Genomic DNA, 16,705 nt, shown 5'->3' on the forward strand with positions numbered 1-16,705 from the left:
GCTCAACGTCGGCGGGCCTGCCCGTCGGCGCGTAATAAACATCCGGCTGCGCATCGCGCAGCCTATAAAACGAGCGCGCTAAGATGAGTACATTCTTCCTGCAACAGTTAATCAATGGCTTAACGCTGGGCTCCGTCTACGGTTTAATCGCCATCGGCTACACCATGGTGTACGGCATTATCGGGATGATCAATTTCGCCCACGGCGAAGTGTATATGATTTCCGCGTATCTCTGCGCCATTGGCCTGGCGCTGCTCTCGTTCTTCGGTCTGCAGTCGTTCCCACTGCTGATCCTCGGGACGCTGGTGTTCACCATTGTAGTAACCGGGGTGTACGGCTGGACCATCGAGCGTATCGCCTACAAGCCGCTGCGCAACTCCACGCGCCTGGCGCCGCTGATCTCCGCCATCGGCATGTCGCTTATCCTGCAAAACTACGCTCAGCTGAGCCAGGGTCCGCGTCAGCAAGGAGTGCCGACAATGCTGGACGGCGTGATTCGCCTGCATCTGGGCGACGGGTTCGTACAGATAACCTACACCAAAGTGTTTATTCTGGTTGCCTCGTTTGCCGGCATGCTGGTGCTCACCTGGATTATCAACCATACCCGGCTGGGCCGGATGTGCCGCGCGGTACAGCAGGATCGTAAGATGGCCTCCATTCTGGGCATTAACACCGACCGGATCATTTCGCTGGTCTTTGTGATCGGCGCGGCGATGGCCGGTCTGGCGGGGGTGTTGATCACCATGAATTACGGCACCTTTGATTTCTACGTCGGGTTCGTGATCGGCATTAAAGCCTTTACTGCAGCGGTGCTGGGCGGTATCGGTTCTCTGCCCGGCGCGATGCTCGGCGGCCTTATCCTGGGCGTGGCGGAGGCCCAGTTCTCGGGCATGGTAAACTCAGACTATAAAGATGTCTTTTCGTTCGGCCTGCTGGTCATGATCCTTATTTTCCGTCCCCAGGGCCTGCTTGGGCGCCCGATTGTGGCCAAAGTGTGAGGGAGAGAATGATGACATCACACGGTTTTTCACTTAAACGCTGCATGCTGGACGCGATTTTTTCCGGACTGATTGCGCTGATTATTTTCGGCCCCATTGCGGGCGTGGTGCTGGACGGGTACAGCTTTAACTTCGCCGGGCGACGGCTGGCCTGGATGGTTGGCATCGTCATGTTCGGGCGTTTTCTGTTGAGCGTCTTTTTAGGTACCGCCGCGGGCGCCCGTTTCCAGGGGCGCTTCGAAGCCGATAGCGCGGGCGTATATGTCCGGCCACCGGAATATAAAAGCCGCATGCGCTGGATTATTCCTTTGGTAATTGCCCTTGCGATTTGCTTTCCGTTTGTCGCCACTAAATATGTGCTGACCGTCGCCATTCTCGGGCTGATCTACGTGCTTCTCGGTCTGGGGCTGAATATCGTCGTGGGTCTGGCCGGCCTGCTGGATCTGGGATATGTCGCGTTCTACGCAATTGGGGCGTACGGTCTGGCGCTGGGATACCAGTATCTCGGCTTAGGCTTCTGGAGCATGCTGCCGCTGGCGGCAATCATGGCCGCCGCCGCAGGCGCCCTGCTCGGTTTCCCGGTACTGCGCATGCACGGTGACTATCTGGCCATCGTCACCCTCGGGTTCGGGGAGATCATTCGCCTGATACTGAACAACTGGCTGAACTTCACCGGCGGCCCAAACGGCGTCTCGGCCCCTCCCCCCACCTTTTTCGGCCTGGAATTTGGACGACGCGCGAAAGAAGGCGGCGTGCCCTTCCACGAATTTTTCCACCTGACCTACAACCCGAACATGAAGTTTATTTTTATCTACGCGGTGCTGTTCCTGGTGGTGATGCTGGTGCTCTATATCAAGCACCGCCTGACGCGGATGCCGATTGGTCGGGCGTGGGAAGCGCTGCGTGAAGACGAAATTGCGTGCCGCTCGATGGGGTTAAATCATGTTCTGGTTAAGCTGTCGGCCTTTACGCTGGGCGCCTCGACCGCGGGCATTGCCGGAGTGTTCTTCGCCACCTATCAGGGGTTCGTGAATCCCACCTCCTTTACCTTCTTTGAATCGGCGCTGATCCTCGCCATTGTGGTGCTGGGCGGTATGGGCTCGACGCTTGGCGTGGTGCTTGCCGCCTTTGTGCTCACGGTCACGCCGGAACTGCTGCGCAGTTTTGCCGAGTACCGCGTCCTGCTGTTTGGCATGCTCATGGTGGTGATGATGATCTGGCGTCCGCGCGGTTTGATCCGCATTAACCGCAGCGGGTTTGCCGTGCGTAAGGGCGTCGCGCCATGAACGGAACGATATTACGCGTTGAACATCTGATGATGCACTTCGGCGGGATTAAGGCGCTAAACGACGTCAGCCTGGACGTGCAGCGTGGCTCAATTACCGCCCTGATTGGGCCAAACGGGGCGGGGAAAACAACCGTGTTTAACTGCCTGACGGGCTTCTACAGGGCCTCCGGCGGCAACATTTTATTTAATACCAGCCATAAAACGACCAACGTTATTCAGGTGCTCGGACAAAAATTCCAGCCGGGAGACTGGATTAACCCCGCGCAGTTCGGGCAGCGTCTGTTCTACAAAATGTTCGGCGGAACGCATCTGGTCAACCGCGCAGGGCTGGCGCGCACGTTTCAAAATATCCGTCTTTTTCGCGAGATGTCTGTCGTAGAAAACCTGCTGGTTGCGCAGCATATGCGCGTTAACCGCAATCTGCTTGCCGGGATCTTAAATACGCCGGCATACCGGCGGGCGGAAAGCGACGCCCTGGACAGGGCCTTCTACTGGCTGGAAGTGGTGGATCTGGTGGAGTGTGCCAATCGCCTGGCGGGAGAGATGTCGTACGGCCAGCAGCGGCGACTGGAAATCGCCCGAGCAATGTGCACCGGGCCGGAAATGATCTGTCTGGATGAACCCGCCGCCGGGCTTAACCCGGTTGAAACACATAAGCTCAGCAGCATTATTCGCTTTCTGCGGGATCATCATGACATCACGGTACTACTGATTGAGCATGATATGGGGATGGTGATGGAGATTTCGGACGACATTATCGTGCTCGACCACGGGGATGTTATTGCCAGGGGAAAACCCGAGCAGATCCAGCATGATGAAAAGGTTATTGCCGCCTACCTGGGTACGGATGAAAGCGAGGTCACCCTATGAGCGAACCGCTGCTGGCATTTCGCGAGGTGGACGTGTTCTACGGCGTCATTCAGGCGCTGAAGCAGGTTTCCCTAGAGGTCAATAAGGGTGAAACCGTGGCGCTGATTGGCGCAAACGGCGCGGGTAAATCGACATTGCTGATGTCCATCTTTGGCCAGCCCCGTATTCGCAGCGGACAGATCCTTTTCAGCGGCGAAGATATCAGCCATAAATCCACCCACTACGTCGCGTCCGGAGGCATTGCGCAGGCGCCGGAAGGCAGACGAATCTTCCCGGATATGACCGTTGAAGAGAATCTGCTGATGGGGACCATCCCCCTCGGCAGCCAGTTTGCCGCTGAGGATATGCAAACCATGTTCGACCTCTTCCCGCGCCTCAAGGAGCGACGCAAGCAGCGCGCGATGACCATGTCCGGCGGGGAGCAGCAGATGCTGGCGATCGCCCGGGCGCTGATGAGCCGTCCGAAGCTGCTGCTGCTGGATGAGCCCAGCCTGGGCTTAGCCCCGATTGTGGTGAAACAGATCTTCCAGACGCTGCGCGAGCTGGCCCGCAACGGCATGACCATCTTTCTGGTGGAGCAGAATGCGCATCACGCGCTGAAGCTTTCCGACCGCGGGTATGTGATGGTTAACGGGCAGATCCGGTTGAGCGGCAGCGGCGAGGAGCTGCTGGGAAATCAGGAGGTGAGGAAGGCGTATTTAGGTGGGGTGTGATTTGATATCTGCCAAATGGGCTGATTCCGTGATGGATCATTTCGGCACATATGGGATAGAAGAACTGGAGTATACGTTAGTCGATATCGCCTCTTTGTTTGGATTGCTTCCGGCAATTCTTACAGGTTTGTTAGTAAGAAACGTAGTAAAAAGAATGTGATTTATGAGCCTTCAGACTTAGCCGCGAAGGCTTTTTTGACCCGGAAACGCAAAACCCCGAAAGTTGGATACCTGACTTTCGGGGTTCACTTCATTTCGGTGGTTATACGATAACGTCGTTAAATAAAACTATCGTCGTCATTGCTGTAGTCGTCATCTACATCGTCATTCTGCCAGACGTCGTTATTACTGCCGAACGGATCGTTCTGGTTGAGGAAACGGGTGTCAGAGATGTTATTAACGTCGCCGTATTGATTACCGACAAACGGTTCGCCACCGACGGGCATTGTCGGTTCTTCGATGATGTTCACGATCTCTTCCGGCCGCGACTGATGGAACATGCTGGTAAGCATCTCGGCAAGCGCTATGCCACCGGCCACGCCAGCGGCTGTCTGGAGCGCGCCAGCCATAAAACCGCCGCCGCGAGTAGCTGGCGCCCGAGAGTAATCCTGCGCCGGTGGCTGTTGCGGCTGGGCATTCCAGCTGTTGTCAGGCTGCGGGTTACTTTTCCCGCCACCAAACAGGCCGCCGAGGAAACTGCCGCCCGTCGAGGGTTTGCTTTTTTGCGCGGCTAATTCGCTTTCAAGCTCCTGAACCCGGGCCTGTAGGCGTTTCAGCGCCGCTTCCTGAATCAAAATCGACTGCGCCATATAGTAGGGGGCCGCAGGCTGCTGTCTGACAAATTCAGCGATCTGACGCTCTGCATCTGCATCCCGTTGGCTGTTTTGTTGTCCGGTCTGTTTTAGACGCTCGAAAAGGCCGTTGATAAGCTGCTGTTCTTCATATTGCATGACAATAACCTTCCGCTCTCCAGGGTGGATACCAACCAGTTTATCAGCGGCGGCAACCTGTGTCTGGCGAGTGAAATGTTTGTTTAAGATTGGTTGCAGGTTAGCTGAAAATTGCCCTGCTTTCTGGGCTTGTTATTAGAGAGTCAGGCTTAACCTTCTGGTATAACAGCAAATTCTCGGGCGCAGCAGGATCGGGACGATGATGAGATACGATCACTTCGCCCTAAGCCAAAGGCACAAAAAAACCACCTTTCGGTGGTTTCACGACACTGCTTATTGCTTTGATTATTCTTTGTTTCCCATGGTACCCGGAGTGGGACCTGAACCCACACAGCGCGAACGCCGAGGGATTTTAAAAACTACAAGAGAGCCTTACGCATCATAAGCTTATGATACGTAAGACTCTTTTATATGGTAATCGCAGGTAATCACTGGTGATGGTTGCACTTCTGCTGACACTATTTTCGGAGAGCTAAATCCAGTTTTTCTCACAATCCAGCGGAAGATCAAGCGTTTGAATGGCTGCTTCAAAATCAGCGTCTACATGGCGTCGACGCTTCGACAAAAGTGTAACTCTACAATTCACCATCAACTCGGTGGGGCTTTTGCATTTTCTTTTTCGTAGTATCCTCATTTTCATTCTGTCTGTTTCACAAGCAAAACCATAAGGAAGGTTTGAATTGGACAGCGCGAAATCTCTGGCAAAAAGGATGCTGAAAAGTCTGGATGTTGGCGATTCCGGTTTCCTGGCTTCTGTAGCCCAAGGAATGCTCTCTTTCCCGGTCAGTATGTATTACCTCGGATATGACTTCATGGACACGACTCATCGTCATTCTAATTTTGATGATCGAGTGAGGATGGCTAACATGCTCAAACGAGGGATATCGGTTCATCAGGAAGCTCAAAAAATAGTTAATGCCGTAATCAGAGAGTTCATGTCAAAAGTTAACATAGACAGTATTCAGGGTATGGCACAAAATTTTACAGGCGTAATGGCTGGTAAATTCATATTCGCTGAGCTAACCGGAGTAAAGCTAGGTGCTGCCGTATCGACACGTATTATGACCTCGTTCGCCGCTGGCGTAGTCATCGGAAGTGCTCTGACGATTGGCGCAGAAACATCGAGAGCTATCTATACGGCCAGAAAGCTTGAAAACCAAAACCCTGCACTCTACTACCGACTTAAGAGTATGGGTGATTTGGATCTTCTGTATTTTCTTGTTGAAGATAAATTGAAACCTTTTCTTGACGCATGCAGCGTAGCAGATGTAAACAAGCATGAATTTAACGAAGTATGTAAATACTTTTTTGGTGGATTATGAACACTCAGGACATTATCAAACTAATAGCATCCAGAATTCTGCGCGGGTTGGGGATGGGAATTGCTTCTGCGGGCCTATTGTCCTGTATTTATTTCTTTTCATTTTCAAAAGACGAATCCCGTTTTATCTGGGGCGCAGCGTCTGGTGCTCTCATTGTACTTGGTTACTTTATATACCGAATTGCGATACTCAAGGTTTTTGACGAACGTTGAAGACCTCAATTGCTCTTACTCCAGCAAAAAGCCCACCGATTGGTGGGCCTGGCGTTAGAGGGTCAGGCTTGACTGCTTCCTGCCATAATTAGATCATGGAAAAGCATCGGATGGGATGAAATCAGCTGGTAACCTATAGCGTGGTACGCGTTTGGTTGGTGTTCGAGGGGCAGTAATACCCTCTTTCTCTGGCGAAGCCGAATGGCGAAACAATGGCAATGGCTAAAAACAGATAATAAAAAACCACCTTTCGGTGGTTTATACGACACTGCTTATCATTGATTTTATTCTAGTTTTCCCATGGTACCCGGAGTGGGACTTGAACCCACACAGCGCGAACGCCGAGGGATTTTAAATCCCTTGTGTCTACCGATTCCACCATCCGGGCTCGGGAAGAAAGTGGAGGCGCGTTCCGGAGTCGAACCGGACTAGACGGATTTGCAATCCGCTACATAACCGCTTTGCTAACGCGCCGTAAAACTTTTTAAAGTGACACCCGCTACTGCGCATGTCTTTAATCTGGAGCGGGAAACGAGACTCGAACTCGCGACCCCGACCTTGGCAAGGTCGTGCTCTACCAACTGAGCTATTCCCGCAGAACATCAAGTAAACATCTAACCACTTGATTTCATTATCGTCCAGCTGACTGTGCCGCCGTTCGATGCGTTGCATTCTACTGATATGACGTTATGAGTCAACGTTATTTTTTGCATCCCCGGATCGTTTGCTGAAAATTACGGCGAAACGATCACTGATCAAGCAAATCCCCGCGCGCAGCGTTCAAATATTGCAGCATGGACCACAGCGTCAGCACTGCCGCCACCCACAGCAGACCAATTCCCGCCCATTCAACCCAGGCGTTCGGACGCCAGAGCATCCAGACCAGCGCCGCCATCTGCGCCGTCGTTTTGACTTTACCAATCCACGAGACCGCCACGCTGCTGCGTTTACCCAGTTCCGCCATCCACTCGCGCAGCGCAGAGATAATGATCTCGCGGCCGATCATGGTTGCCGCCGGCAGCGTTACCCACCAGGTGTGATAGTGCTCGGCCACCAGCACCATGGCGATAGCGACCATCACTTTGTCTGCCACCGGATCGAGGAAGGCACCGAAACGGGTGCTTTGATTCCAGCGACGGGCCAGATAGCCATCAAACCAGTCGGTGACCGCCGCGATCAGAAAGAGCAATGCGCAGGCGAAAGGTGCCCAGACGACCGGCAGGTAAAACGCCAGTACAAAGAACGGGATGAGTACAACACGAAAGAGAGTGAGCAACGTAGGGATATTAAATTGCATAATGACGGTAACTGTTTGTTGTCAGTAAAATTTAGCTCTATGTTGCTACAGAGCCCTCAATGTTTCAACGAGTAGTAGATCTTTTCTGCCAGCCCTTGCGAAATACCCGGCACTTTTGCAATTTCCTCGATGCTGGCGTTGAGTAATCCTTGCAATCCGCCCATATATTTCAGCAGCATCTGGCGACGTTTTGGCCCAACGCCTTCGATCGTCTCCAGTGAACTGGTGTTTTTCACCTTCGCCCGTTTTTTACGGTGACCGCTGATGGCATGATCGTGTGATTCATCGCGAATGTGCTGGATGACGTGCAGCGCCGGGGAGTCCGGCGGCAGGCTGAAGCCCTCGCCTTCCGGCTCGAAGAACAATGTCTCCAGACCGGCCTTACGATCGGCCCCTTTTGCAACACCCAGCAGCAGCGGATGGTTTTTGTCCCAGCTGACATCAAGCGATTCAAATACCGCTTTCGCCTGGCCGAGCTGCCCTTTCCCGCCGTCAATCAGGATCACATCCGGGATCTTGCTCTCTTCAATGGCTTTGCCGTAGCGACGCCGCAGCACCTGATTCATGGCCGCATAGTCATCGCCCGGCGTGATCCCGGTAATGTTATAGCGGCGATACTCGGCGCGCAGTGGGCCATTCGCATCAAATACCACGCACGACGCCACCGTCTGTTCCCCCATCGTATGGCTGATGTCGAAACACTCCATCCGTTTCACTTCCGGCAGCTTCAGCAGCGTCGCCAGAGCCGTTAAACGCTGGTTGACCGTTGACTGCTGCGACAGCTTAGTGGTGAGCGCCGTCGCCGCGTTGGTTCGCGCCAGCTTCAGATAACGCGCGCGATCGCCGCGCGGTTTGGTTTGTACATTGACCCGACGCCCCGCCAGTTCAGAGAGCGACTCGCCCAGCAGGGTTTTATCGTCAAGATTAAAATCGAGCAGGATCTCAGAAGGCAGCGTGCGCATCTGGCTCCCCTGCAGATAGAACTGGCCGACAAAGGTTTCCACCACTTCACCCAGTTCGGTACCGCCAGGCACTTTCGGGAAATAGCTGCGGCTGCCGAGCACTTTGCCCTGGCGAATAAACAGCACGTGCACGCAGGCCATTCCGGCGTCAAAGGCTACGCCGATGACGTCGAGATCGTCACCGGTATTCGAGACAAACTGTTTCTCAGTGACTCTGCGCACCGCCTGAATTTGGTCGCGGATCCGCGCGGCCTCTTCGAACTGGAGTGCGGCGCTGGCTTTTTCCATGCGCGCGATCAGCTGCGTTAAGACCTGATCGTCTTTTCCGGCTAAGAACAGGCGCACATACTCCACCTGCTGGGCATACTCTTCTTCACTCACCAGCCCGGCCACACACGGCCCCAGGCAGCGCCCAATCTGGTACTGCAGGCACGGGCGCGAGCGGTTACGGTAAACGCTGTTTTCACACTGGCGGATCGGGAAGATTTTTTGCAGCAGCGCCAGCGTTTCTCGCACGGCATAGCCATTAGGGAACGGCCCGAAATATTCGCCCTTCGCGTGTTTCGCACCGCGGTGCATGGCGAGGCGCGGATGGGTGTCGCCGCTCAGAAAAATAAACGGGTAGGATTTATCATCACGCAGCAGGACGTTATAGCGCGGCTGGTAGAGCTTAATATAGTTGTGCTCTAGCAGCAGCGCTTCTGTCTCGGTGTGCGTGACGGTGACATCAATATTCTGAATGAGTGAGACCAGCGCTTCGGTCTTACGGGAGGCCAGGTTACTGCGAAAATAGCTGGAGAGGCGTTTTTTTAGATCTTTTGCCTTCCCCACGTAGATAACCGTACCGCCAGCGTCATACATGCGATAGACGCCAGGCTGGCTGGTAACGGTTTTCAGAAATGCTTTTGAATCGAACACATCACTCACTGACTTAACAACGTCTCCGCATTACACAAACCGTGCCGGATGGCCAGGTGCGTCAGTTCGACGTCACCATGAATGTTCAGTTTACTGAACATCCGGTAACGATAGCTGTTCACCGTTTTCGGGCTGAGATTCAGCTGTTCCGAGATCTCATTCACCTTCTGACCTTTGGTGATCATCAGCATAATCTGCAATTCACGCTCGGACAAACTGGCAAACGGTGATTCGGTTTTCTCGGGCTCGATCTGACTCAGCGCCATCTGCTGGGCAATGTCGGAAGCAATGTAGCGCTGTCCGGCAAACACGGAACGGATTGCATTGACGACTTCCTGCGGCGCAGCACCTTTACTCAGGTAGCCCGCTGCGCCCGCCTGCATCACTTTCGCGGGCAGTGGGTTTTCGGTATGCACGGTCAGCATGATGACTTTGGTATCAACAAAGGTACGCGCGATTTTGCGTGTTGCTTCAAGACCACCGATACCGGGCATATTCATATCCATCAATACCACATCGGCCGAGTTTGTGCGGCACCATTTTACCGCATCTTCGCCGCAGCACGCCTCACCGGCAACTTTAATACCTTTAATATCTTCAAGAATGCGTCGTATCCCTGCGCGCACCAGTTCGTGGTCATCAACAAGAAGGACGTTGATCAAAGGAAATGTCTCCAGAATAGGGATAACGCTACTGAGTGATAATTTGGTTTATATTAACGGTTTTCCTCACAAGATTAAAACGTTAAAAAACCGGCTATTCGATTTTGCTCTCGTTTTTGGAAATTAGGCTGTACAGTCCTTGGAAAGAGAGACCATGCATTCAGGGCTTTTGCAGCTTTTTTTAAGCATCTGTATTCAAAAAGTTACAAAAAACTTGCAGGCTTTTCCTGCAAAAAAACAGATCTCAAATTTTTGTAACAATAATTAACGGCAAGCGAACCGGGCATAAACAATTAATAGCCTTTGACGACGGTACAGTTTACCGGTACGTTCTGTTTACGCAATTAAACATCCACGTAAAAGTACAAAAAACAACCGCTGCATTTTTTGCTTCAGCTTGTGGTATACTCCGCCGCCTTGACTTTCGTCGTCGCGCTTTAGCGCCGTTAAATAATGAGGAAAATAAATGAGCACACCTGAATTTGCCACTGCGGAGAATAACCAGGAACTGGCACAGGAAGTAAACTGCCTGAAAGCACTGCTGACGCTGATGCTGCAGGCGATGGGCCAGGCGGATGCCGGTCGTGTGATCATTAAAATGGAAAAACAAATCGCGGAGATGGAAGACCAGGCTGAATCTGCGGTATTTGCTAACACCGTTAAGCAAATCAAACAAGCCTACCGCCAGTAACAAAAAACGGCTGGATGCAGTGCATTCAGCCGTTTGTTCGTCTGTCACGCAGAACGTAGTATGCTGTCAGATCAGTCCCGTTGCCGCCGCGTAGCACGCAATCTGGGTTTTGTTGGGCGCGTTGAATTTCTTCTGCATATTTTTCTGATGGAAGTTAACGGTATTCTCAGAGATAGAGAGAATGATCGCTATTTCCGCTGACGTCTTCCCTTCCGCAGTCCATTTCAGAATTTCGCGCTCGCGTTTGCTGAATTTCATTTCGGGTGGCATTACCATCCCATCTTCGAAACGCATCAGAGAAGTTAAGGCCATTTGCACCAGCATTTGCAGCCGTAGTTCTATTTCCTCACGGGCAAAAGGCCCTTCCTGTACACTAGTACGAGAAACAGACAGGAAGCCAAGCGCATGATTAGGCAGCATCAGGCACTGCGTTATTCCCGCGCGTAAACCGTGGTCCTGGGCGCTATGCCATAATTCCTGCGCCTCGGCAAATAATGCGTCTGTCCAGGGCAAATGACCCTGGATGAAATTTTCCGCTTTTAAAACAGGATCGATAGCGAAATAGTTCGCGGATTGATATTGCGCCATCCACGGCTTTGGATAAGTGGTCTGCAAAGAGATTTTAGGGCGCGTAAAGGGCACGGGATGCCGCACGCAGAGCGCGTAATAATCGAATTCCAGCGCCTGAGTTTGCCGCTCTAGCTCCCGATATACCTCATCGGTATTCGTCAATTCCTGAAACCGGAGGGAGCAATCCCGTCGCCAGGTGAAAAAGTCTGAATCCTTCATACTTACTAAATGAAGCCTCTGAAAAGATAATCATTATTATGGTGAATATAACCTAACACATAAATCTTTTTTCTAACTACAAAATATCGGCATTAGCACAATTAACTTTACTATTGATAAGGTTTATCCGGGCCGGATGGAATAAAAAAACAAACGACTGCCCCCGAAGGGAGAATAATTTGCTCCAGCCTAACTTTCTGGAGCAAATTAGTGCAAAAATTCTACTGCATAAGGAATTTTTCAAGGAACTGACGGGTTCGGGGCTGTTGAGGGTTAGCGAACAGGCTTTTCGCTGGCCCCTGCTCCACGATCCGCCCCTGATCCATGAAAATGGCTCTGTCAGCAACATCGCGCGCAAAGCTCATCTCATGTGTCACAATCACCATCGTCCGTTTCTCCTGAGCCAGCTGGCGAATGGTGTTCAGCACCTCACCCACCAGTTCCGGATCGAGCGCAGAGGTCGGTTCATCAAAAAGGATCACATCAGGGCGCATCGCCAGCGCGCGCGCTATCGCTACGCGCTGCTGCTGCCCTCCCGACAGACGGCGAGGATAGCTGGTCTCTTTCCCCGCCAGCCCGACTTTAGCGAGCAGTTCACGCGCGCGTACCGTCGCTTCCTCTTTCGATTCACCTTTTACAATCACCGGCCCTTCAATAATGTTCTCCAGAACCGTACGGTGAGGGAAGAGATTGAAGTTCTGGAATACAAAGCCGACATGCTGGCGCAGGCGGCGAATTAACCCCTTCTGCTGGCTAATGGATTTTCCGGTATCAATCGTTATCTCCCCTACCCGAATGGTGCCGCCTTCCGGCTGTTCAAGCAGGTTAATGCTGCGCAGCAGCGTCGTTTTTCCCGAACCGCTTGGTCCGATAATCGCCACCACTTCACCCTGCTCTACTTCAAGATCGATCCCGTGGAGCACCGTTTGACCGTGGAATTTTTTCACCAGGTTTTTGACGTCGATAGCACTCATTTTGGATCACGCTCCTGGCGGTTAAGCTGGTTTTCGAAGTAGTTTTGCAGAGCAGAAAGCACCGTCGCCATCACCCAGTAAATCAGCGAGGCGGCCAGATACATGGTAAAGACTTCAAGCGTACGGGAGGTGATGAGCTGTGCCTGACGGAAAAGCTCCGGAACCTGAATCGTTGCCGCCAGGGAGGTATCTTTCACCAGACTGATGAAGCTGTTGCTGAGTGGCGGAAGCGCCACGCGCGCCGCCTGCGGCAGAATGGCTCTGCGCAGCGTCTGCCATGGCGTCATCCCGATACTGGCAGCTGCCTCCCACTGCCCTTTGTCAATGGAGGAGATCGCCGCTCGCAGGGTTTCTGACGTGTACGCCGCGGTATTGAGCGACAGACCAATCATCGCTGCGGGGATCGGATCCAGCTCGATGCCGAACTGCGGCAAGCCGTAGTAGATCATAAAGAGCTGGGCGATAAGCGGCGTGCCGCGAAATACGGAAATATAAAAGCGCGCCAGCCAGCGCACCGGCAGGATGGATGACATGCGCATTAATGCCAGCACAAATCCCAGCACCAGCCCGAAGAACATCCCGCCGATACTGAGCTGTAACGTAAATACCGCACCTTTCAGCAGATACGGCAGAGAATCAATAACCAGTTGAATACTTTCTTGCATTATTATTTTTCGACCTGATTTTTAGACATGAGGATGGTAGGCAAACAGCGCAGGCGCCCCGCCGGTATGGACAAATAAAATCGGCCCTTCATCCTTAAAGCGTTTCTGCGCAATGCCGTCAATCAGTCCGGCCATCGCTTTGCCGGTATAGACCGGATCGAGCAGTATCCCCTCGAGGCGCGCCAGCAGCTTCACCGCCTCCATGCCCTCTTCGTTAGGCGTGCCGTAACCCGGCGCAAAATAGTCGTCCCAGAGCAGAATGTCGGCCCTGGCCTTCAGCTCCAGCTGCTCGGCTACCGCCTGCTGTAAGGTGACCACTTTCGGCTTCTGATCCGCGACGCTGCGGGACACCGTCACGCCAATCAGCTCGACGTCCGGCAGCAGTTGTTCCAGCCCCACCGCCAGCCCGGCATGCGTGCCCGCGCTTCCGGACGCGACAACCACGGAGGAGAGGCTTACCGCGCCTTCGCACTGCTGCGCGATTTCCAGCGCACTTTCCACATACCCCAGCGCGCCCAGCGCGTTCGAACCGCCGACGGGGATAACGTAGGGGCGGAAACCCTGCGCTTCCAGGCGCGTCGCCAGCTCGTCGAGCTGGGCGGCCGGATCGGTCAACGCATCCACCATTTCGACCTGCACGTTAAACAGGTCCAGCAGCAGACGGTTGCCGTTGGTGAGATAGTTTTCTGCCCGCGTGCCAATCGGGTTTTCCAGCAATGCCACGCAGTGGAGCCCGAGCTTTGCCGCCACTGCCGCCGTCTGACGAACGTGGTTGGACTGGATAGCCCCGGCGGTAATGAGCGTATCCGCGCCTTCGCGCAGTGCATCAGCCGCCAGAAACTCCAGCTTGCGCAGCTTATTGCCCCCCATCGCCATCGGCGTCACGTCGTCACGCTTGATAAAAATATCGCGCCCTAAATAATCAGAAAATCGCGGCAGGTACTCCAGCGGCGTCGGCGCGCCGATGAACTCCAGGCGGGGAAAGCGCGTTAAATTCTGTAGTGACATGGGTTCTCCGGTAACTCAGACAAAATGTGATATTTTTCATTATGCACGCAGACGCGAAAGAAATAAAAAAGGCGCTTTTAAAAGCGCCTTTTTTTACGGCAGAAGCTTATTTCGTGACGTCTGCACCGAACCACTTCTCGGAGAGCGCCTTCAGGCTGCCGTCTTTTTGCATGTCAGCAATCGCGGAATCAATCGCTTTGACCAGGTCTTCGTTACCTTTACGAACGGCAACGCCTGATTCCTGACGAGAGAACGCATCACCCGCTACCGCCAGGGTATTGTTGGTTTTCTTCACCAGATCCAGCGCAGCCAGGCGGTCAACCAGAATGGCGTCGATACGGCCCACGCGCAGATCCTGGTATTTCGTTGGATCATCATCATAAGTGCGGATATCCACGCCCTGCACGTTCTGGCGCAGCCACTCTTCGTAGTTGGTACCCAGACCGACACCGACTTTCTTCCCTTTCAGGTCCGCGGCAGTTTTAATTCCGCCTTCGTTGCCTTTCTTCACCAGCGCCTGAATACCGGACACGGTGTACGGCGTAGAGAAGTCATATTTCTTCTTACGCTCGTCAGAAATGGTCACCTGATTAATCACCACATCAATACGTTTGGAATCCAGCGACGCCAGCATACCGTCCCATTTGGTCGGTTTCAGTGACGCTTTAACGCCAAGGTGCTTCGCCAGCTCTTCAGCAAACTCCACTTCAAAACCGGTCAGCTTACCGTCATCGCCCTGGAAGCTGAACGGAGGATAGGTTCCTTCCAGCCCGACCAGCAGCGTACCGCGCTCTTTTACTTTATTCAGCAGGTTTTCTGCGGCGAACGTTTTCACGCTCATGCCCGCAACCAGCGCAACGGCCATAACACCCATCAGCGCCTGACGACCCAGAAGTGCAAATTTCATAAATACCCCGATATAGTGGAATTTTTACGTAGTGTAGAGAAATCGCCTGCCACGTCAAAGGCGACTGCGCTACATCTTATTCTTTTTTAATATATATCAGAAGTTGTTCCGGCGTGGGCTTTCTGCTTTATGGCACCCGGCATTTGCACCTTGTATTGCGCATACTTGCGCAGCGCAATTCGGTAGTTATTGGTGCTGGTCGCAGGCAGCCACGGCTCCAGATTTTCATCCAGATAACCGGTTTTCAGCAGATCGCGAGAAATATTGTTTACGGTCAGATGTTGCCCAAGGCGGCGCAGGCGAACGACATATTCGCGAACGGTGCCGTGGCTCATCTCCGTTTGTTCAAACAGGAACTGCTTGAAGCCGATAATATCGAAGAAGTCGCTTTGCTCTTTGCAGTGGAGATCCCCACAGAAACGGCAAAGCGCCACCCACTCTTTTTGCTCTTCGAGCCATGCTGCTTCGTCCATCAACGTGTCGAGACGCGAAATCGCAATCTTATTGACGATTTCGCCCCGGCGAACCAGCGTGATACGATCGAGTAACTTGTTACAGTGGGCGCAATGCGTCTGGCTGTGTTTAAAGTCTTTCAGGTAGCGGCTTAAAGGCCGTCTTTTAGATTGCTGCACCGTCATGATAACTCCTGGTTGTCAATACGTTGTGCGGCATTTTTAAGGTGAATCAATCACCTATAACTTACCCAGCTTGGTTCGTAAGCGTTTAATGGCCTGGCTGTGCAGCTGGCTCACCCGCGACTCTCCCACCTCCAGAACAGCGCCAATCTCTTTGAGGTTAAGCTCTTCCTGGTAATAAAGGGTCAATACCAGCTGTTCGCGTTCAGGCAGAGCTTCAATAGCCTCCATGACGCGCTGGCGTAAATTCCCTTCCATTAAATGGTGTAACGGGTTCTCCTGCTGGTGCTCGTCCGTCACCAGCTCGATGCTATCGCCATGCTCTTCGCGCCACTCGTCATAAGAGAAGAGTTGGCTATTATTGGTATCGAGCAACATCTGACGATACTCTTCAACAGCAATGCCAAGACGTTCCGCCACTTCGGTTTCCGTTGCGTTACGTCCCAGCTCCTGTTCCAGCTGCCCCATCGCATGCGCCACTTCGCGCGCGTTGCGGCGAACGCTGCGCGGCACCCAGTCTCGGCTGCGCAGCTCGTCCAGCATCGCACCACGAATACGCTGAACTGCGTAAGTCGTAAATGCCGTTCCTTGCAGAGCGTCGTATCGGTCAACTGCATTCAATAACCCGATACCGCCCGCCTGTAGCAGATCGTCGAGTTCCACGCTCGCCGGCAAGCGCACCTGGAGGCGCAATGCTTCGTGACGCACCAGCGGGACATAACGCTGCCACAGCGAGTGTTTATCCATTACACCTTCAGCGGTATAGAGTGAATTCACGATAAACAGCCCTGCGTTAGTTGAGTTATCGGCATGATTATCCGATTCTGCAGGGCGTTCAATTGGA

17 protein-coding genes, 3 tRNA genes and 1 pseudogene are annotated in these 16,705 nt (G+C 53.2%); 7 read left to right on the forward strand and 14 right to left on the reverse strand.

Going from position 1 to position 16,705, the window contains the following annotated elements; translation table 11 throughout:
• Positions 1-83 precede the first annotated feature (83 nt).
• The 4 genes from WM95_RS14965 to WM95_RS14980 are packed head-to-tail and all read left to right on the forward strand — an operon-like array spanning position 84 to position 3,869.
• Positions 84-998, forward strand: coding sequence for an ABC transporter permease subunit (locus WM95_RS14965; protein ID WP_023312278.1), 915 nt, complete (start codon positions 84-86; stop codon positions 996-998).
• Positions 999-1,009: 11 nt separating this feature from the next.
• A complete protein-coding gene (gene livM, locus WM95_RS14970; protein WP_063408355.1) occupies positions 1,010-2,284 on the forward strand; it encodes a high-affinity branched-chain amino acid ABC transporter permease LivM in 1,275 nt (424 codons plus the stop codon).
• Positions 2,281-3,156, forward strand: coding sequence for an ATP-binding cassette domain-containing protein (locus WM95_RS14975; RefSeq protein ID WP_059445060.1), 876 nt, complete (start codon positions 2,281-2,283; stop codon positions 3,154-3,156). Before livM ends, WM95_RS14975 begins: the two co-directional genes overlap by 4 nt.
• Positions 3,153-3,869: an ABC transporter ATP-binding protein gene (locus WM95_RS14980; protein ID WP_023312281.1), complete on the forward strand. Its 717-nt coding sequence runs from the start codon at positions 3,153-3,155 to the stop codon at positions 3,867-3,869. Before WM95_RS14975 ends, WM95_RS14980 begins: the two co-directional genes overlap by 4 nt.
• Before the next feature lie 278 nt (positions 3,870-4,147).
• On the opposite strand, the gene WM95_RS14985 is transcribed toward WM95_RS14980, so the two are convergent.
• Entirely contained in the window at positions 4,148-4,819 is a 672-nt protein-coding gene (locus WM95_RS14985) for a DUF2076 domain-containing protein (RefSeq protein ID WP_023312282.1), read from the reverse strand.
• 680 nt (positions 4,820-5,499) lie between these two features.
• Between WM95_RS14985 and WM95_RS14990 the strand changes: the two genes are divergently transcribed.
• Positions 5,500-6,141: a hypothetical protein gene (locus WM95_RS14990; RefSeq protein WP_063408356.1), complete on the forward strand. Its 642-nt coding sequence runs from the start codon at positions 5,500-5,502 to the stop codon at positions 6,139-6,141.
• A 513-nt stretch (positions 6,142-6,654) separates the two neighbouring features.
• On the opposite strand, the gene WM95_RS15000 is transcribed toward WM95_RS14990, so the two are convergent.
• The 6 genes from WM95_RS15000 to uvrY all read right to left on the reverse strand — a co-directional run bounded on the left by WM95_RS15000 (position 6,655) and on the right by uvrY (position 10,192).
• Positions 6,655-6,741: transfer RNA gene (locus WM95_RS15000), tRNA-Leu, on the reverse strand.
• Positions 6,742-6,753: 12 nt separating this feature from the next.
• A tRNA-Cys gene (locus WM95_RS15005) sits at positions 6,754-6,827 on the reverse strand.
• Positions 6,828-6,873: 46 nt separating this feature from the next.
• A tRNA-Gly gene (locus WM95_RS15010) sits at positions 6,874-6,949 on the reverse strand.
• 152 nt (positions 6,950-7,101) lie between these two features.
• Positions 7,102-7,650, reverse strand: a complete 549-nt coding sequence (gene pgsA / locus WM95_RS15015; protein ID WP_023312285.1) for a CDP-diacylglycerol--glycerol-3-phosphate 3-phosphatidyltransferase — start codon at positions 7,648-7,650, stop codon at positions 7,102-7,104.
• Positions 7,651-7,706: 56 nt separating this feature from the next.
• Positions 7,707-9,539 (reverse strand): excinuclease ABC subunit UvrC, encoded by a 1,833-nt coding sequence (gene uvrC / locus WM95_RS15020; RefSeq protein ID WP_063408387.1) that lies wholly within the window; start codon positions 9,537-9,539, stop codon positions 7,707-7,709.
• A complete protein-coding gene (gene uvrY / locus WM95_RS15025) occupies positions 9,536-10,192 on the reverse strand; it encodes a UvrY/SirA/GacA family response regulator transcription factor (RefSeq protein ID WP_013096026.1) in 657 nt (218 codons plus the stop codon). The genes uvrC and uvrY overlap by 4 nt, the downstream gene beginning before the upstream one ends.
• Positions 10,193-10,564: 372 nt before the next feature.
• On the opposite strand from uvrY, the pseudogene WM95_RS27885 reads away from it, so the two are divergent.
• Together WM95_RS27885 and WM95_RS15030 are read left to right on the forward strand one after the other, a co-directional pair.
• Positions 10,565-10,633, forward strand: a pseudogene (locus WM95_RS27885) (hypothetical protein); the annotation flags it as partial.
• 25 nt (positions 10,634-10,658) lie between these two features.
• The gene (locus WM95_RS15030; RefSeq protein WP_008500345.1) at positions 10,659-10,883 is read left to right on the forward strand and encodes a DUF2594 family protein; all 225 of its coding nucleotides are present in this window, start codon (positions 10,659-10,661) and stop codon (positions 10,881-10,883) included.
• Positions 10,884-10,949: 66 nt separating this feature from the next.
• On the opposite strand, the gene sdiA is transcribed toward WM95_RS15030, so the two are convergent.
• The 7 genes from sdiA to WM95_RS15065 all read right to left on the reverse strand — a co-directional run bounded on the left by sdiA (position 10,950) and on the right by WM95_RS15065 (position 16,638).
• Positions 10,950-11,672 carry a transcriptional regulator SdiA gene (gene sdiA, locus WM95_RS15035; protein WP_045356857.1) on the reverse strand — a complete coding sequence of 241 codons (723 nt, stop codon included), beginning with the start codon at positions 11,670-11,672 and terminating at the stop codon, positions 10,950-10,952.
• A 221-nt stretch (positions 11,673-11,893) separates the two neighbouring features.
• On the reverse strand, positions 11,894-12,646 hold the full coding sequence (gene tcyN, locus WM95_RS15040; protein ID WP_063408388.1) for an L-cystine ABC transporter ATP-binding protein TcyN: 753 nt from the start codon (positions 12,644-12,646) through the stop codon (positions 11,894-11,896).
• Positions 12,643-13,311, reverse strand: coding sequence for a cystine ABC transporter permease (gene tcyL, locus WM95_RS15045; RefSeq protein WP_023312289.1), 669 nt, complete (start codon positions 13,309-13,311; stop codon positions 12,643-12,645). The genes tcyN and tcyL overlap by 4 nt, the downstream gene beginning before the upstream one ends.
• A gap of 21 nt (positions 13,312-13,332) precedes the next feature.
• The gene (gene dcyD, locus WM95_RS15050; protein WP_063408389.1) at positions 13,333-14,319 is read right to left on the reverse strand and encodes a D-cysteine desulfhydrase; all 987 of its coding nucleotides are present in this window, start codon (positions 14,317-14,319) and stop codon (positions 13,333-13,335) included.
• A 106-nt stretch (positions 14,320-14,425) separates the two neighbouring features.
• Positions 14,426-15,226 (reverse strand): cystine ABC transporter substrate-binding protein, encoded by an 801-nt coding sequence (gene tcyJ, locus WM95_RS15055; protein ID WP_023336163.1) that lies wholly within the window; start codon positions 15,224-15,226, stop codon positions 14,426-14,428.
• Between the two features lie 86 nt (positions 15,227-15,312).
• Complete coding sequence (fliZ, locus tag WM95_RS15060) at positions 15,313-15,864, reverse strand: flagella biosynthesis regulatory protein FliZ (RefSeq protein WP_008500339.1); 552 nt, start codon at positions 15,862-15,864, stop codon at positions 15,313-15,315.
• A 54-nt stretch (positions 15,865-15,918) separates the two neighbouring features.
• Complete coding sequence (locus tag WM95_RS15065; protein ID WP_014170714.1) at positions 15,919-16,638, reverse strand: RNA polymerase sigma factor FliA; 720 nt, start codon at positions 16,636-16,638, stop codon at positions 15,919-15,921.
• Positions 16,639-16,705: the final 67 nt, after the last annotated feature.

The organism is Enterobacter cloacae complex sp. ECNIH7 (assembly GCF_002208095.1).
GTDB lineage: Bacteria > Pseudomonadota > Gammaproteobacteria > Enterobacterales > Enterobacteriaceae > Enterobacter > Enterobacter cloacae_M.